The 15,170-nt window shown below is 68.4% G+C and carries 17 protein-coding genes; 10 read left to right on the top strand and 7 right to left on the bottom strand.

Annotated features, from left to right (window positions below):
* Window positions 1–77 precede the first annotated feature (77 nt).
* Entirely contained in the window at window positions 78–518 is a 441-nt protein-coding gene (locus FB478_RS19425; RefSeq protein ID WP_056392795.1) for a hypothetical protein, read from the top strand.
* On the opposite strand, the gene FB478_RS19420 is transcribed toward FB478_RS19425, so the two are convergent.
* From FB478_RS19420 to FB478_RS19410, 3 genes are all read right to left on the bottom strand, one after another.
* A complete protein-coding gene (locus tag FB478_RS19420) occupies window positions 487–2,463 on the bottom strand; it encodes an amino acid transporter (RefSeq protein WP_018768784.1) in 1,977 nt (658 codons plus the stop codon). The genes FB478_RS19425 and FB478_RS19420 overlap by 32 nt on opposite strands.
* Window positions 2,464–2,605: 142 nt before the next feature.
* The gene (locus FB478_RS19415) at window positions 2,606–3,289 is read right to left on the bottom strand and encodes a response regulator (protein WP_144601359.1); all 684 of its coding nucleotides are present in this window, start codon (window positions 3,287–3,289) and stop codon (window positions 2,606–2,608) included.
* A complete protein-coding gene (locus tag FB478_RS19410; RefSeq protein ID WP_144601358.1) occupies window positions 3,286–5,859 on the bottom strand; it encodes a DUF4118 domain-containing protein in 2,574 nt (857 codons plus the stop codon). The genes FB478_RS19415 and FB478_RS19410 overlap by 4 nt, the downstream gene beginning before the upstream one ends.
* Before the next feature lie 140 nt (window positions 5,860–5,999).
* On the opposite strand from FB478_RS19410, the gene FB478_RS19405 reads away from it, so the two are divergent.
* Window positions 6,000–6,746, top strand: coding sequence for an ABC transporter permease (locus FB478_RS19405; RefSeq protein ID WP_144601357.1), 747 nt, complete (start codon window positions 6,000–6,002; stop codon window positions 6,744–6,746).
* 41 nt (window positions 6,747–6,787) lie between these two features.
* Here FB478_RS19405 and FB478_RS19400 read toward each other — a convergent pair whose 3' ends face one another.
* Together FB478_RS19400 and FB478_RS19395 are read right to left on the bottom strand one after the other, a co-directional pair.
* Window positions 6,788–8,149 carry a phenylacetate--CoA ligase family protein gene (locus tag FB478_RS19400; protein ID WP_144601356.1) on the bottom strand — a complete coding sequence of 454 codons (1,362 nt, stop codon included), beginning with the start codon at window positions 8,147–8,149 and terminating at the stop codon, window positions 6,788–6,790.
* A 38-nt stretch (window positions 8,150–8,187) separates the two neighbouring features.
* On the bottom strand, window positions 8,188–8,733 hold the full coding sequence (locus FB478_RS19395) for a YceI family protein (RefSeq protein ID WP_018768789.1): 546 nt from the start codon (window positions 8,731–8,733) through the stop codon (window positions 8,188–8,190).
* A gap of 160 nt (window positions 8,734–8,893) precedes the next feature.
* Here FB478_RS19395 and FB478_RS19390 point away from each other — a divergent pair, with 160 nt between their 5' ends.
* Both FB478_RS19390 and FB478_RS19385 read left to right on the top strand, forming a co-directional pair.
* Window positions 8,894–9,307, top strand: a complete 414-nt coding sequence (locus FB478_RS19390) for a hypothetical protein (RefSeq protein ID WP_056392785.1) — start codon at window positions 8,894–8,896, stop codon at window positions 9,305–9,307.
* 41 nt (window positions 9,308–9,348) lie between these two features.
* Window positions 9,349–10,119, top strand: coding sequence for a CDP-alcohol phosphatidyltransferase family protein (locus FB478_RS19385; RefSeq protein ID WP_261377464.1), 771 nt, complete (start codon window positions 9,349–9,351; stop codon window positions 10,117–10,119).
* A gap of 78 nt (window positions 10,120–10,197) precedes the next feature.
* Here FB478_RS19385 and FB478_RS19380 read toward each other — a convergent pair whose 3' ends face one another.
* Both FB478_RS19380 and FB478_RS19375 read right to left on the bottom strand, forming a co-directional pair.
* Window positions 10,198–10,602, bottom strand: coding sequence for a DUF302 domain-containing protein (locus tag FB478_RS19380; protein WP_144601355.1), 405 nt, complete (start codon window positions 10,600–10,602; stop codon window positions 10,198–10,200).
* Window positions 10,603–10,647: 45 nt separating this feature from the next.
* Window positions 10,648–10,905 (bottom strand): metal-sensitive transcriptional regulator, encoded by a 258-nt coding sequence (locus FB478_RS19375; protein WP_018768793.1) that lies wholly within the window; start codon window positions 10,903–10,905, stop codon window positions 10,648–10,650.
* Window positions 10,906–11,029: 124 nt separating this feature from the next.
* Here FB478_RS19375 and FB478_RS19370 point away from each other — a divergent pair, with 124 nt between their 5' ends.
* The 6 genes from FB478_RS19370 (at window position 11,030) to FB478_RS19345 (ending at window position 15,032) form a co-directional block, all read left to right on the top strand.
* A complete protein-coding gene (locus tag FB478_RS19370; protein WP_144601354.1) occupies window positions 11,030–11,647 on the top strand; it encodes a rhodanese-like domain-containing protein in 618 nt (205 codons plus the stop codon).
* Window positions 11,644–12,402: a sulfite exporter TauE/SafE family protein gene (locus FB478_RS19365; protein WP_018768795.1), complete on the top strand. Its 759-nt coding sequence runs from the start codon at window positions 11,644–11,646 to the stop codon at window positions 12,400–12,402. Before FB478_RS19370 ends, FB478_RS19365 begins: the two co-directional genes overlap by 4 nt.
* Before the next feature lie 20 nt (window positions 12,403–12,422).
* A complete protein-coding gene (locus tag FB478_RS19360; RefSeq protein ID WP_144601353.1) occupies window positions 12,423–12,764 on the top strand; it encodes a rhodanese-like domain-containing protein in 342 nt (113 codons plus the stop codon).
* Between the two features lie 52 nt (window positions 12,765–12,816).
* Window positions 12,817–13,113 (top strand): rhodanese-like domain-containing protein, encoded by a 297-nt coding sequence (locus tag FB478_RS19355; protein ID WP_018768797.1) that lies wholly within the window; start codon window positions 12,817–12,819, stop codon window positions 13,111–13,113.
* A gap of 50 nt (window positions 13,114–13,163) precedes the next feature.
* Window positions 13,164–13,526, top strand: coding sequence for a thioredoxin (gene trxA / locus FB478_RS19350; RefSeq protein ID WP_144601352.1), 363 nt, complete (start codon window positions 13,164–13,166; stop codon window positions 13,524–13,526).
* 105 nt (window positions 13,527–13,631) lie between these two features.
* Entirely contained in the window at window positions 13,632–15,032 is a 1,401-nt protein-coding gene (locus tag FB478_RS19345; RefSeq protein WP_144601351.1) for a rhodanese-like domain-containing protein, read from the top strand.
* Window positions 15,033–15,170: the final 138 nt, after the last annotated feature.

Below are 15,170 nucleotides of genomic sequence, written 5' to 3'. Positions count from 1 at the left end.
CCTGCCGCCCCGGCCGCGCGTGCACCGTCCTTTGATGGAGGCAGGTCAGCACATGCACGTGACGGCAAGGAGCGGAGATGCGGTGGGATGAGGCGCCCGATGACCGTGGCAGGGTCAGGTTTGCCGCGGCAGCCGAGGCCGTGGAGGGCTACGGCGGGCGCGCACTGAACGGCCGCGCCCTCCACCCGGCCGGCGGCTACCTTTTCCCCGACCAGGACGGCGAGGGGTGGTGGGTCATTTTCCAGCCGTGGCCCTCGACGGGCGGGCAGGGGCACAGAGTGCCCGGCGACATCCTGGCCTGCAACGATTCCTACGGCGACATGGTGCATGTGATGGTGCTGGCGGCGGGCGTGCGGGAGGACGACGCCGAGGCGGCCTTCCGCGCGGACGTCCCGGTCAGCCTGGCGGACGCCGCGCGGGTGGCGGCAACAGTGCCGCACGTGGCTGCCCCTGCGCACAGGGACGGGACGACGACGTATCCCCCGGTCAGCCGACGTGGACCCACGGGCGCTGGGTGACGTCCGGGACGGCCTCGCGCAGCACCTCCCTGGTCACCGGCGCGATTTCGCCCTCGCCCAGGAACAGGAACCGCACCAGGTTGGTGATCGGATTCCCCTCAGTCCAGCGGAAGTAGATGTGCGGCATGAGCCCCGTGACGTCCCTGATATGCAGCAGTACCGAGGCGATGGTATTGGGAACAACCGGCCCGTGGACTTCCAGGATGTGGTAACCGTGGCGGTTCACGCCACGGACATACAGTTCCGTTTCAAAGTCGGAGGAGTCATCCACGATCACTTCCAGGAACAGGGCATCGCCTGCCAGCGGGAGGTGGCTGACCTCGATGGCAGACTCAAGCTTGTCCCGGTATGCCTCCGCAGACATCCGCAGCGGCTCGTGCGCGATGATCGCGATGGGGCCGTCCAGGGTGCTGGACATGAACTCCAGGGCCTGCTGGTCCAGGTGCACCCGGGTTGCATGCAGCTCAAAGGACCGGCGGACCCTGGACAGCAGGGAGATGACGATGATGCCCAGGATGAAGATCGCCGCGATCCGGATGCCTTCGGGCCGCTCGAAGATGTTGGCCACCGTGGTGTACGCGAACACCACGGAGATGGCACCGAAGCCGAAGGTGAGGTTGCGTTGCCCGCGCCGGCGCGCCGACAACGTGACGGCCACCGCGGCGGAGGTCATCAGCACCAGGACGCCGGTGGCGTAGGCACCACCCTGGGCGTCGACGTCGGCGTTGAAGATGAAGGTGATGAGGAACCCGACCAGGGTGAACACAAGCACCAAGGGCCTGACAGCCTTGGCCCACTCCGGGGCCATGCCGTAGCGGGGCAGGTACCGGGGAACCAAGTTCAGCAGGCCGGCCATGGCCGAGGCACCGGCAAACCAGAGGATGCCGATGGTGCTGATGTCGTAGACGCTGCCGAAGCCCACGCCCAGGTATTCGTGCGCCAGGTAGGCCAGGGCGCGCCCGTTCGCCTGGCCGCCGGGCTGGAATTCCTGTTCCGGAATCAGGACAACGGTAATGAAGCTGGTGGTCAGCAGGAACACGCTCATGATCGCCGCAGCCGTGGTGAGCATGCGCCGGGCTCCGCGGATTCGGCCGGCCGGGTTCTCCTCCGTGTCATCCGCCGCTCCGCGGACCTGCGGCATCACGGCAACGCCGGTCTCGAAGCCGGACAGGCCCAGCGCCAGTTTGGGGAACACCAGCAGTGCGATGGCCACCGTCATCAGGGGGTTGCCGTGGGACACCCACAGATTCGTCCACCAGTCGCCCATCGCCACCGGGTGGGAGACCACCTGCATCAGGGTGGCAACCACCACCACCGCATTAAGGCCCAGGTACAGGACAACCAGGAAGACGGCGACGCCGATCGCTTCCTTGAACCCGCGCAGGAACACGGCAGCCAGCAGGGCCAGCAGGAAAAGCGTTACGGGGACGTTCTGGTTTTGGAGCCAACCGGGGGCAACAGGATTGCCGATCAGGTGCGCGGTGGCATCGGCGGCCGAGAGCGTCATGGTGATCATGAAGTCGGTGGCGGCGAACCCGAGCAGGACCAGCACCAGGAGCTTTCCTCCCCAGCGGGGCAGCAGCCGCTCCAGCATGGCAATGGAGCCCTCACCGCGGGGGCTTTCACCGGCAACCCGGCGGTACACCGGCAGGGCACCCAACAGTGTCACGGCCACAAGGACCAGGGTGGCCAGCGGAGAGATGACGCCGGCTGCCAGCGCGGCGATGGCCGGCTGGTAGCCCAGGGTGGAGAAGTAGTCCACGCCGGTAAGGCACATGACCTGCCACCACGAGTGCTTTTTTTCGTGCTGGGTGGGAACACCGCCGGGGCCCTGGTGGGTGCCCTTGCTGTCCTGCAGCCCGAACAGCAGCCAGTCCTTCAGCGCCTCCCTTCCGTGCGGGTGGGTGGCGGAAGGATCCGCCGGGGGCCTGCTCAACGTGGTCATGTCTGCCTTTCCGCGCTGCCCGTTGCACCGCGATCATTGCGAAGCTAGCACCGGCGAAATTGGCGGAAGCGCCAGAAAGGGAATTCTTGATGTTTCCTTTACGCGTGATGTTCGACGGCGGCCGGAGCGGTCCGGCGGCGGGTCACGGCTCGAAGCGGTAGCCCATGCCGGCCTCGGTCAGCAGGTGGCGGGGGCGGGCGGGATCCGCCTCCAGTTTGCGCCGCAGTTGGCCCATGTAGACGCGCAGGTAGTGGGTCTCGTTGTCATAGCCGGGACCCCAGACCCTGGCGAGCATCTGCTGTTGCGTTATCAGCCGGCCGGGATTCCGCACCAGCATTTCCAGGATGGCCCACTCGCGGGGGGTGAGCCGGACCGGGTCCCCCGCCCGGGTCACCTTCCGGTTGGCCAGGTCCACCTGGAAGTCACCCACATCGATGGCGGCCCCGCCGTCCGCCACGTCCAGCGTGCCGCTCCGGCGGCCGGCAACGCGCAGCCGGGCCAGGAGTTCGTCCAGGCCAAACGGCTTGGTGACGTAGTCGTCCGCCCCGGCGTCCAGGGCCCGGACCTTGTCCACGGACCCGTGCCGGGCGGAAAGCACGATGATGGGCATGCTGCTGGTGCGGCGGATCCTGGTGATCACGTCCACGCCGTTGATGTCCGGCAGTCCGAGGTCCAGCACCATGGCATCCGGATGGCCGCCTTCCGCGTGCTTCAGGGCGGCCACCCCGTCCAGGGCGGTCAGCACCCGGTAGCCCTCAGCCTCCAGGTTGACCTGGAGGGCACGCAGGAACTGCGGCTCGTCGTCAACGATCAATACTGTCCTCATGAGGTGCTGGTGCCTGCTTTCCGGCGAGGGGTGGAAACGTCCGGTGCGGCAACCTGGGGCAGGCGGATGACCATGGTCAGTCCCCCGCCCGGGGTCGGCTCGGCCAGCAGGTGACCGCCCATGGCCTCGGTGAAGCCTTTCGCGACGGCGAGGCCAAGCCCCATCCCGAGTCCCGCGGGGGCGTCGTCGAGGCGCTGGAAGGGCTGGAAGATGCCCTCGACGGCGGCAGCGGGCACGCCCTGCCCGTGATCGACGATGTGCAACTCGCCAAAGGGGGCGCCGCCGTCGACCACTCCCCTGGTTCCCGTCGAAACGCCGACGATGGCCACGTCGGACGCCGGCGCGTATTTAAGCGCGTTTTCCACGATGTTGGCGATGACCCGCTCCAACATCCCCAGGTCGGCATAGATCGCAGGGATGTCCGGGGGAAGCTCCACCCGGATCCGGTCCGCCGGGAGGCCGCGCAGCGCGTCCTCGATTGCATCACGCCACGTGACGGGCGCTGTCAGTGGCGCAGCCGAACCGCTGGAGATCCGGGACATGTCCAGGAGGTTGGCGATCAGGGCGTCCAGGCGCTCGGTATAGGACTCGACGGTCTCGAGCATCTCGGCCTGCACCTCATCGGGAAGCCTGCGGCTCTGGCGCCGCAGCGCCGTTACGGCCAGTTTTATCCCCGCCAGCGGCGTGCGCAGGTCATGGCTGACCGCCCGCAGGATGGCCGTGCGGACGTTGTTGCCCTCGGCCATTTTGGCGGTGCTTTGCAGTGTCCGTTGAAGGGCATGGCGCTGGCGCAGCAACAGGAGGTGGGCGCCGTGGGCGGACAGGAGGAGCCGGTCCCCGGCGGTGAGGGTGCGTCCGGAGAGGACCAGGGCGGTCCGTTCGTCGGCGAGTTCCACGCTGTCCGTCAACCCTGCCGTGTCCGGGGAGGGAGGAGGCGCCTCCCCGGAGAACGCCTGGAGCTCCCATGCTGCGTCCTTGTCCCCGGATGTGGTGAAGAGCCCGGCCGAACGGACCTGGAAGGTTTCCCGGACCTTGCCCATGAACGCTGCAACGGTGTCATCGGCCAGGAGGGCATCGTGGGCGAGGTCCGCGAGGGTGGCGGCTTCCGCGCGGGCCCGTGCGGCTTCCCGGGCGCGCCTTGCGGACAGGCCCACCACCAGTGACACGGCCACCGCGGCACTGAGGAAGACCAGCAGCGCGAAGACGTTTTGCGGGTCGCTGATATTGAGCGTTCCCACCGGGTCCGTCTGGAAGTAGTTCAGCAGCAGCGAGTCCAGGACGGCGGCGAGCACCGCAGGCCACAGGCCGCCGATGAACGCCACGGCCATCACCCCGGTCAGATGGACCAGTGCGTGGGTGGCGAGGTTGAGCTCCGGATTGCGGGACAGCGCCGCGGTCACCAGGACCGGGAGGACCACAGCCAGGACGAAGCCGATCAGCGTACGCCTGCCGCTGAGCGCCGCGGGAGATGGCCCCGGCAATCCAGGGCCGCCCTGGGGAAGGGAGACGATGTGCACGTCGATATCGCCCGAGCCCCGGACCACTTTGGCGCCTGCACCGATACCGAGGATCCTGCTCCGGAGCGTCCCCGGTGAGGCGCCGATGACGATCTGGGTGGCGTTGACGCTGCGGGCGAATTCCAGGAGGGACCCCGCTGCGTCCTCACCGGACACCGTATGGCAGGTGCCGCCGAGGTCGGCGACGAGGCGCCGCTGCGCGTCCAGCAGCTGCCCTCGCGTCGCGGCCGTGCTTTCGGCGCGCCGGACGTGAACCGCCAGCAGGTCCCCGCCGTTGACCCGGGACAGGATCCGGGCCGCCCTCCTGATGAGCAGCTCCCCTTCGGGGCCTCCACTGAGTCCGACGACAACCCGCTCGCGTGCCGGCCAGGTGGCGGTGATCCCCTGGCTTTTCCGGTAGCCCGCCAGCCCTTCGTCCACCCGGTCCGCCAGCCAGATCAAGGCGATTTCACGCAGGGCAATGAGATTGCCAAGCCGGAATTCGTTGGCCAGGGCAGCGTCGATCCTGTCCCTGGGCACAACGTTCCCGTCAGCAACCCTCTGGCGCAGGAGTTCGGGCGATATGTCCACCAGCTCGATGTGGTCTGCCCGCCGCACCACGGCGTCCGGGACCGGTTCCCCGTCTGGTTCGTCGGTGATTGCGGCGACGACGTCTTTCAGCGATGCCACATGCTGGACGGCAAGCGCGGTCAGCACGTCCGTCCCCGCCGCCAGAAGCTCCTCGATGTCCTGCCAGCGGCGGGTATTCCTGCTGCCCGGAGCATTGACGTGCGCATACTCGTCGACGACGGCCACTTCCGGTTTCCTTGCCAGCACAGCGTCCAGGTCAAGCTCGGGTACCTCCGCCCCGTTGCCGTCGGGCAGAAGGCGCGGCGCCACGACGTCGAGCCCGTCAAGGAGCTGCCCGGTGTCAGGCCTCCCGTGCGCGGCGGCGATGCCGACCACGACGTCCCTGCCGCCGGCCAGGATCTGGTGCGCCTCACGCAGCATGGAGTACGTGGTGCCGGCCCCCGCGGCCGCACCCAGGAAGATCCGAAGCGTTCCCCGTGCCATACCCACAGTCTTATCCCCTCCGGCCATACTGACCAACCCGCTGCCTCCGCGGGTCAGACGTGGGCGGGCGCTCGAGCAAAACCTGCCGGGTGTGAGCGGGCGTTGCAGGGACGGGACCGCTCGCTCAGTAAGCTGGCGGCATGCCCGCCCTTTCCACCCTGCTGCCCACCCTGGTGGCCCTTGCCATCCTGGCGGCACTCACGGTGGGGATCCTCTGGGGCGCGCGGACGCCGTCGTACCTCTCCCCTGCCCTGGCCATCCTCCGCGGGGCAGCCCAGCTCGCGGCCATCAGCCTGGTGCTGGGCGGCATCATCAGCAACCCGCTGTGGGTGGGGGTGGCCCTGCTGGTCATGTTCACCGTGGCGTCCGTGACGGCAACACGAAGGCTCACCTGGTCCTGGCGTCGCTTCGCCCTGGTGGCGGTGACCATGGCTGCCGGCATCCTGGTGACGGTGGCCGTCGTGTTTGGAACGGGCGCCATCGAATTCGCGCCGCGGTACCTGCTGGCCGTGGGCGGGATCGTGATCGGCAACTCGATGACCATCGCCACCCTGGCCGGACGCCGTTTCTTCGAGGCCGTCCTGGAGCAGTGGGACCAGGTGGAGGGCTGGCTGGCGCTGGGGGCGACGCCCCGGCAGGCCACCCTGCTCCAGGCGCGGCAGGCAGTGCACTCGGCCCTGATCCCGTCCACTGACCAAACCAAGACCACCGGGCTGGTCACCCTTCCCGGGGCATTCGTGGGCGCGATCTTCGGCGGCGCCTCGCCCCTGGAGGCCGGCCGGTTCCAGGTGGTGGTGCTGGCCTCGATCATGGCGGCCGGGTCCATCACCGCCGTCGCTCTGATCCGCTCGCTGGGCAACGTGAAGGTGCGGCCGGAACCGGTGTAGGCCGGGCGTCAACGGGCCGGTTGCCTCCGTCCGGGGGCACCTTAGGGCCGGTTTTTCCAGGCGCGCACGAATGGTGCTTTCCCCAGGGCGGTCCGTTCAAGCCGCTCCACCAGCCGGATGTCCACGGGCATGTGCGCCGCGCCGGCAGCCATAAGGGCGGCGGTCACCGCAGCCCGGACGCCTTCCTCGGATTGCCCGGGTGCGAGTCCGGCCAGCAGCACCCGCAGCCCGGACGGTTCCTGGATGACCTGCCAGCCTGCGACGGCCGCCTGGTCCAGGACCTGGTGGAAGACATTCGGGTGCACGCTGACGGTGCCGGTCCTGCCCGGCAGCTGCAGGACGTCCTCGATGCGCCCCTCGATATCCTCCATGACGGTGAAACTGCGTCCGCAGGGGCAGCCCCTGCCGCCGAGCCTTACGGTGTCCGACATCTCGTACCTGATCAGCGGCACGGTCCGGGAGAACAGGACGGTGACCAGGAGCTTGGACCCGGTTGTCCCCGCCGGGACGGGGTTGCCGGCCTGGTCCACGGGTTCGATGATGAGGAGGTCCTCGTAAACGTGGCGGTTCCGGTAGGTGCAGGGGGATGCGATCCCCGCCGTTTCGGTGGCGGCGTAGACGTCGAAAGGGGCGCTGCCCCACGCGGATTCCAGTTCCGCTGCGGCCTGGGCGCTGAGCACCTCGGACGCTGACATCACCCCCTGCGGCGCGATGTGCAGCCGCCCTGCCAGCTGTTCCGCGGCCAGGGGTTTGAGTGCTGAGGCGTAACCGACGAGGACCCGGGGCTGGAACCGGTTGAGGGCGGCGACGTTCTCCTCCATGGGTGCGGTGACGTCCAGGCGAAGGGTGGGGACCACTCCGGAGCGCACCGATGCGCCGACGACGGCTGACTGGTGGGTGGGGACCCGCGAGCTGACCAGGGCCACCTTCAGCGGCCGGGTCAGCCCCAGGGTAAACCCTGCCCAGTCGTTCGCGCGGGCGTACGATGCCAGGACGGTAGCCCACTCCGCGCGGTTCCAGACGAACGTTCCGCGCCGGCCGGTGGTCCCGGCTGTCGCCGCCGCCCACCAGCGGCCCTTCCATGGCAGTCCGGGGTCTCCACCGCTCTCGACGAGCGACCGCAGATGGCCTTCCACTTCCGCCAGCGTCAGGTCCGGGGTGGTGATGGCCTCGTCAAAGTGCTCCATCAGGTCTGCTTTGGTCACCGGCGGCAGCCGGACCAGCGGAGCGTCGTGCAGGCCGGCATGGTGGCGGCGGTAGAACTCCGAGCCGGCGTAGGCCGCCCGGCGCAGTTCCGTCAGGGCATGGTCCTGGTGTGCGGCGATCCGGGCGGCGTCCCAGCGGTCCCGTTTCCGCCACGCAGCCCGGAGGAACAGCACACGGGGGACCAGGCGGAGGTCCACGGCGGTTGCCTGACGTTGCCTTGCCGCGGTCCGGCCTGTCAGCCCTGCTTGACCAGAGCCGCCTCGAGGTTGATCTTGACCTTGTCGCTGACCAGCACGCCGCCGGCTTCCAGCGCGGCGTTCCAGGTGAGCCCGAACTCCTTGCGGCTGATTTCGGCTTCCGCGGAGAATCCTGCCCGCGTGGCGCCAAAGGGATCCACGGCGACGCCGGTGAACTCAACCTCAAGCTCCACCGGCCGGGTCACGCCCTTGATGGTCAGGTCCCCCGTCAGGGTGTATTCCTCCCCGTCCCCTTCGATGTGGGTGCCGCGGAACGTCATTTCGGGATACTTTTCGACGTCGAAGAAGTCCGCGCCCTTCACGTGCGCGTCCCGGTTGGCGTCACCGGAGTCAAAACTTGCCGTGGACACCGTGGCATGCACCGAGGACTCCTCCAGGGACCGCCCCACCCTGGCTTCGGCGCTGGCCTGGGTAAAGCGGCCACGGACCTTGCTGATTCCGGCATGTCGGACGCTGAAGCCGATCTCGCTGTGGGACATGTCCAGGAGCCATGTTCCCGGCGTGAGTTCCTGGGGAAGGGTCATTGTCATTCTCCTTACTCGTAGGGCCGCAGGCTTCGCTGCCCGCTACAGGCGCAAAACCACGGATGCCCCTAAATATTCCCCATAAAACCCGCAGATATAAGGGTCCGGGGTGAACCGGGAGGGAACTTCGGGCGTATACATAGACGTGGCTCTACGTTTATTGACCGCTCTGGCGCTGTTCATCGATGCCGGCGTCCATCTCTTCCTGGCCCCGGGCTACCAGGCCGCGCAGCCGGGCACCATCAGCCAGGGCGCCCTGTTCCTGCTCGAAGCCGCGGTTGCCCTGGTGGCCGGCCTCTATGTCCTGGTCCGCGGCAGCCGCGCCGCCTATGCGCTCGCCCTGGCGGTGGCACTGAGCGCCTTCGCCGCCGTCATGCTCTACAGATACGTGGACATCCCGGCCATAGGTCCGATTCCGGCAATGTACGATCCCGTATGGTTCTTCTCGAAAACCCTCAGCGCCGTCGCCGAAGGAGCGGGATCGCTGCTGGCCCTGGCGGGCCTGGTCCGTAGCGGCCGCGGGAGAAGGGCCGACGACGGCACGGGGGTCCGTGCCGGGCGTCGCCGGCCGTGACGATCGCCGGGGCCGTTGCCAGCATGCGGGGGAGGTGGCAGATGGGCGCAGCCGGATGGGCGATGTCCGGGCGCGCGATGCCTGACGCGGTGGCAACCCTGGCCGCCTACATGCTCCCGGCCTTGTGGCTGTCATCCCTGTCCGCCTCCGGACCGGTCCTCCAAATGGCCGGCCTGTGTGCAGGCGCCCTGGTGACCGCGGCCGCCGTCGGCTCTGTCCTGCGGCGCATCCCGCGCTTTTCAACTCCGGCAGACCGCGTCACCCTGCTCCGTGCCGTCCTGGTGGCACTCTGCGCCGTGGTGGCCGTCCCGGAACTGTTCACCGGGCGCAGCAGTTTCCTGGTGCCGGTCCTGGGCGGTGTCGCCTTCCTGCTGGACGGGCTGGACGGCGCCGTGGCGCGGCGGACCGGGACAGCGTCCCCGGCGGGAGCACGCTTCGATGCCGCCACCGACGCCGCGCTGGTGCTTGTGCTGTCCATCGCGGCCGCGGCGGTGGCGGGCCCGTGGACACTGGCGATCGGGGGCATGTACTACGTGTTCACGGCCGCCGCGTTCTTCAGGCCGCACCTGCGTGAGCCGCTGCCGCCCAGTGTTTCCCGCAAGGCCATCGGGGCCTTCCAACCGCTGGCGCTGCTGGTGGCGCTTCTCCCGGGTATCCCGTGGGCTGCCGCCTTCCCGGCGGTGGCGCTGGCGCTGCTCACGTATTCCTTCACGCGCGATGTGGTCCAGCTGGAGACCCGCCACCGCTCCCGAGAGCTTCCCGCTGCCCACGCCCACTTTCGACACCCACATTCCCCGGCGCTGCCCGAATAGCCCGAGCGCGGGGGAATATGCGCGTCGCAGGTGTTCAAGCGCGTCGCCACAAGAAGTCTGGTGCGGACTTCCCCTGCCTCACCCCAGGCTGGCGAGGGCCTTCCGAAGGCGCGCGCCGGCGTCGTCCGCAACCTCTTTGACCGCGGCAGCGTCACTGAGCTGGACCATGGACTGCGGGTCAATGGCCTCGACGGTGGTCTCGGTGGCATCGGCCTTACGCCGCACCACCACGTTGCAGGGCAGCAGCGCACCCATTTCCGGCTCGGCTGCGAGGGCACGGCTGGCAAGGGCCGGATTGCAGGCGCCCAGGATGACGTAATCCCCGACGGCGTCCGCGGCCTCGGCGCCCAGCTTGGCTTCGAAGGTGGACCGGACGTTGATTTCCGTCAGGATCCCGAAGCCCTGTGCCGCAAGGGCCTCGCGGGTGCGCTCCAGCGCTTCCGCCCAAGGCAGGGACACGGTGGTGGCCAGGGTGTACGTCATGGTGCTCCTCGGGATATTCGACGGTCCGCTGATATTGCAGGCTGATTAGGCCAGGGAGAGGAAGAGCTTCTCCAGGTCCTTCCGGTCCATGGTCTGGTCCTTCTGCGTGATGCACTGCTCCAGCCCGGTGGCAATGATGGCGAAGCCGGCGCGGTCGAGGGCTTTGGACACGGCGGCCAGCTGGGTGACCACGTCCTTGCAGTCCCGGCCTTCTTCAAGCATCCGGGTGACGGCGGCGAGCTGTCCCTGGGCGCGCTTGAGGCGGTTGATCACGGGCGTGAGTTCGGTTGGGTTCAGTTCCATAAGAAGGGTCTCCATTGATGGGGTGCTCCCGTCAACTGTATACCCCTCCGGGTGTTTTGACTACCCCTGGGGGTATCTGTGATACTCGGTGGGGTATCCAGCCCATCCCCTCCGAGAGGCATCAATGACTTCCCCTTCAAAAGCAACCGCCGTTAAAGCGCTTGCCCCCGAAACCCTCCGGTCCTGGTTCACGGAGCACCAGGACCTCGTGGTCATCGACGTGCGCTCCGCCGCCGAATTCGGGTCCATGCACATCCGCGGCTCCTACAACGTGCCGCTGCCGCTGCTCTCGGAGCACACCGATGAGCTCGCCGCCCGGCTGGGTTCACGCGTGGTCCTGGTGTGCCAGTCCGGCGTCCGCGCCGAGCAGGCACGGCAGCGGATGGCCACCGTCGGCCTCGACACCGCCTACGTCCTCACCGGCGGCGTTCCGGGCTTCGTCGCCGCGGGCGGCGACGTGGTCAAGGGCAAGGACCGCTGGGACCTGGAGCGCCAGGTCCGCCTGGCCGCCGGCTCCCTGGTGATGCTGGGCCTGGTGGGCGGCAAGTTCGTCTCCCCCAAGGTCCGCATGCTTGCCGGCGCCATCGGAACCGGCCTGACGTTCTCGGCCGCAACCAACACCTGCGCCATGGGCAAGGCCCTTTCGGCCATGCCGTGGAACAAGGCCGCCAAGGAGCCCACCCGCGAAAGCGCCATCCTCCAGCTTCCCGTTCCGGCAGCAGAAGAGGACGCCGCGGCATGATTCCGGCCCTGGGCCTGGGGCTTGTCGTCGGCATCGTCCTGGGCGTCGTGGGCGGCGGCGGCTCCATCATCGCCGTTCCGGCCCTGGTGTACGGCGTGGGCATGAGCCCTGCCCAGGCGATTCCGACGTCGCTGCTGGTGGTGGGCGTATCCTCGCTCACGGCCCTGCTCCCCAGGATCCGGGAGGGCCTGAACTGGCCCGTGATCGCCCTGGTCGGCGGCGCCGGGATTCCGGCGGCCTGGGCCGGCGCGGCCGTGGGCAAGCTGCTGGACCCGAACCTCCTGATGCTGGCGTTCGCCGGAATCATGGTGGCCGCAGGCATCCGGATGCTGATGAAACCCCGTGAAACCGAAGGGTCCTGCAGCACGGGGCCGCACCGGGCGTTCCGCTCCTGCGCCCCGAAGGCCGTAGGCGTTGGCCTGCTCGTAGGGTTCCTCACCGGGCTGCTCGGCGTGGGCGGCGGCTTCCTCATCACCCCGGCGCTGACCATCTTCCTGGGCCTGCGCATGAAGCAGGCCGTCGGAACGTCACTGGCAATCATCGTGGTCAACTCCGCTGCCGGCTTCAGCGCCCACGCCGCCGGCTACACCGTCGACTGGGCCACCACCCTGGCGTTCGCAGTCCCGGCAATCCTGGGATCCGTCGTCGCCGCGCGGCTGGCCCGCCGCCTGCATGACAAGCACATCCGCATCTCATTCGCGGTACTCATCTTTGCCGTCGCGGCATGGGTCACCGCCGGCACGGTCACCGCCTGACCCACCAAGAGGAGAACACCATGGGACTCATCGATTCCCTCAAAAAAGCCTTCAGCAAGCCCTACAAAACGGTATCCGTGGCGCAGGCCAAGCAACTCCTGGGCTCGGGGGCCACCCTGATCGACGTCAGGTCAGCCCAGGAATGGCGGACCGGCCGGGCGCCGCAGGCCAAGCACGTCCCCCTGGACCGGCTGCAGGCCAGCACCGCCGGGATCCAGAAGACCCGCCCCGTGATCGCCGTCTGCGCCTCCGGAGTACGGTCCGCCTCAGCAGCCCGCCTCCTGGCCGCCAAGGGGTACGACGCCTACTCGGTACGCGGCGGCATGGCCGCATGGCGCCAAGCCGGCGAGCCCGTCCGCTAGGCAAGCAGCACCACCCGGCAACCCAGCCGAACCACTTCAAAGGAGAACCACCATGGCTGAAATCACCATCACCGAAACCGACCAGCGCCGCTCCACCGCCCGGATCCTTGACGTCCGCGAGGACTTCGAAGTCGCCGAAGGGATGATCCCCGGCGCATTGCACATCCCCATGGGCGAGCTGCAGGCCCGCTTGTCCGAACTGGACCCGGCCGTGCCCGTGATCGCCATCTGCCGCAGCGGCAACCGCAGTGCCGCCGTAGCTGAAGCCCTCAACGGCGTCGGCTACAAGGCGGACACCATGGCCGGCGGCATGACCGCGTGGACCCGCGCCGGACTCCCCACCACCTAGGCCCTGCCGCGAGGCAACAACCCCACCCGCCCGAAAGGACAAGACAGACCATGGCAACCATCGACATCACCGAGCAATCCTTCGCCCAGACCCTGGAGGACAACAACATCGTCTTCGTAGACTTCTGGGCAGCATGGTGCGGCCCGTGCCGCATGTTCGCCCCCACCTACGGCGCCGCCGCCGAACGCCACCCGGACATCACCTTCGCCAAGGTGGACACCGAAGCCGAACAGGCCCTCGCCGCCGCAGCAAACATCACCTCCATCCCCACCCTGATGGCCTTCAAGGACAAGACCCTCGTCTTCTCCCAGCCTGGAGCACTCAACGCCACCGGCCTCGAGGAAGTCATCCAGGCCGTCAAGAACCTGGACATGGAAAAACTCCGCGCCGAAGCCGGCCACCAGCACGCCTGAGCCACCGGCGGCCACATCAGGTCCCCTCGTTGCGTTATACCCCGGGGGGTATCTATACTTGATTCAGAACCCCTCCATCCCCTTTCACCCGAAGGAGAGCACCAGATGCTTATCGAACGCATTTACGACGAAGACCTGGCCCAAGCCAGCTACCTGATCGGCTGCCAGGCCAAGGGTGAAGCCATCGTGGTGGACGCCCGCCGCGACATCGCCGTCTACCAGGACCTCGCCGCGAAAAACGGCATGAAGATCGTGGCCGTCACCGAGACCCACATCCACGCCGACTACCTCTCCGGCACCCGCGAACTTGCCGCTGCCACCGGCGCCAGGATCTACGTCTCCGGCGAGGGCGGCCCGGACTGGCAGTACGAATTCGACGGCGAGCGGCTGTACGACGGCGACACCATCACCCTGGGCAACATCACCATCAAGGCGGTCCACACCCCGGGCCACACCCCGGAGCACCTGTCCTTCCTGGTGACCGACGGCGCGTTCAGCAACCAGCCCGGCTACCTCCTCTCAGGCGACTTCGTGTTCTCCGGCGACCTGGGCCGGCCTGACCTGCTGGACGAAGCAGCCGGCGGCGTGGACACCCGCTTCGTGGGCGCCAGGCAGCTCTTCGCCAGCCTGCGCGACAAGTTCCTGACCCTGCCGGATTACGTCCAGGTCCACCCCGCGCACGGCGCGGGCAGCGCCTGCGGCAAGGCCCTCGGCGCCATCCCGTCCTCCACCGTGGGCTACGAACGCCTCTACGCCTGGTGGGGCCCGTACCTCGCCGCCAATGACGAGCAGGGCTTCATCGATGAACTCCTGGACGGCCAGCCCGACGCCCACGCCTACTTCGGCCGCATGAAGCGCGAAAACCGCGTGGGGCCGGCCGTCATGGGCGAACGCGCTCCGCTGAAGGAACTGGACACCGCCGTCGTGGCCAAGGGCCTGGCGGAGGACACGCTGACCTTCATCGACACCCGTTCCAATGACGAAGTCCACCGCGGCACTGTGGCCCGTTCCCTGAACGTCCCGGCCGGGAAGTCCGTCGCCAGCTACGGCGCCTGGGTGGTCAACCCGGAAACGGACAAGAACCCGCTGGTGCTCCTTGCCAAGGACCGGGACCAGGCCCAGGACATGTGGGACCATCTGGTCCGGGTGGGCATCGACAACGTGGCCGGCTACGTCACCGGCATGGACGGCCTGCCCACCTTCACTCCCAAGCTGATCCAGCCGGAGGAACTCGGGAAGTTCGACGCCGCGATGCTCCTGGACGTCCGCAACAAGACCGAGTACAAGGCCGGGCATGTCCCGGGCGCGTACCAGCTCAGCGGCGGCCGCCTCATGTGGCACCTGGATGAACTGCCGGCCGGCGGCACCATCGTGTCCTACTGCCAGTCGGGCGTCCGGAACTCCGTCGCCGCCAGCGCCCTGCGCCGGGCCGGGTACGACGTCGTCGAACTCGATGGCAGCTACGCCGCCTGGAACGCCTGGCAGAACAGCGTCCCCGCCGCCTAGCCACTCCACCCAAGACCACCCGGGCAGGACCCCCCTCGTGCCCGGGTTCAGGTCCGGGCGCGTCCCCCGCGCGTCCGGACCCGGCCCGGGCGTGCCCCCGCACGCCCGGGCCACCTTACGTCCCCACGAACGGAGCAC

It is taken from the genome of Arthrobacter sp. AG367 (assembly GCF_007828995.1).
In the GTDB taxonomy this organism is placed as follows: Bacteria; Actinomycetota; Actinomycetes; order Actinomycetales; family Micrococcaceae; genus Arthrobacter.
Note: the sequence above shows the minus strand (reverse complement) of the source record. Positions and strands in the feature narration are given on the sequence as shown.

What these genes read in the sequence shown, in the direction of transcription:
- FB478_RS19425 (WP_056392795.1), top strand. Translation starts at nt 78, where the DNA reads ATGCGGTGGGATGAGGCGCCCGATGACCGTGGCAGGGTCAGGTTTGCC.
- FB478_RS19420 (WP_018768784.1), bottom strand. Translation starts at nt 2,463, where the DNA reads ATGACCACGTTGAGCAGGCCCCCGGCGGATCCTTCCGCCACCCACCCG.
- FB478_RS19415 (WP_144601359.1), bottom strand. Translation starts at nt 3,289, where the DNA reads ATGAGGACAGTATTGATCGTTGACGACGAGCCGCAGTTCCTGCGTGCC.
- FB478_RS19410 (WP_144601358.1), bottom strand. Translation starts at nt 5,859, where the DNA reads ATGGCACGGGGAACGCTTCGGATCTTCCTGGGTGCGGCCGCGGGGGCC.
- FB478_RS19405 (WP_144601357.1), top strand. Translation starts at nt 6,000, where the DNA reads ATGCCCGCCCTTTCCACCCTGCTGCCCACCCTGGTGGCCCTTGCCATC.
- FB478_RS19395 (WP_018768789.1), bottom strand. Translation starts at nt 8,733, where the DNA reads ATGACCCTTCCCCAGGAACTCACGCCGGGAACATGGCTCCTGGACATG.
- FB478_RS19385 (WP_261377464.1), top strand. Translation starts at nt 9,349, where the DNA reads ATGGGCGCAGCCGGATGGGCGATGTCCGGGCGCGCGATGCCTGACGCG.
- FB478_RS19380 (WP_144601355.1), bottom strand. Translation starts at nt 10,602, where the DNA reads ATGACGTACACCCTGGCCACCACCGTGTCCCTGCCTTGGGCGGAAGCG.
- FB478_RS19375 (WP_018768793.1), bottom strand. Translation starts at nt 10,905, where the DNA reads ATGGAACTGAACCCAACCGAACTCACGCCCGTGATCAACCGCCTCAAG.
- FB478_RS19370 (WP_144601354.1), top strand. Translation starts at nt 11,030, where the DNA reads ATGACTTCCCCTTCAAAAGCAACCGCCGTTAAAGCGCTTGCCCCCGAA.
- FB478_RS19365 (WP_018768795.1), top strand. Translation starts at nt 11,644, where the DNA reads ATGATTCCGGCCCTGGGCCTGGGGCTTGTCGTCGGCATCGTCCTGGGC.
- FB478_RS19360 (WP_144601353.1), top strand. Translation starts at nt 12,423, where the DNA reads ATGGGACTCATCGATTCCCTCAAAAAAGCCTTCAGCAAGCCCTACAAA.
- FB478_RS19355 (WP_018768797.1), top strand. Translation starts at nt 12,817, where the DNA reads ATGGCTGAAATCACCATCACCGAAACCGACCAGCGCCGCTCCACCGCC.
- trxA (WP_144601352.1), top strand. Translation starts at nt 13,164, where the DNA reads ATGGCAACCATCGACATCACCGAGCAATCCTTCGCCCAGACCCTGGAG.
- FB478_RS19345 (WP_144601351.1), top strand. Translation starts at nt 13,632, where the DNA reads ATGCTTATCGAACGCATTTACGACGAAGACCTGGCCCAAGCCAGCTAC.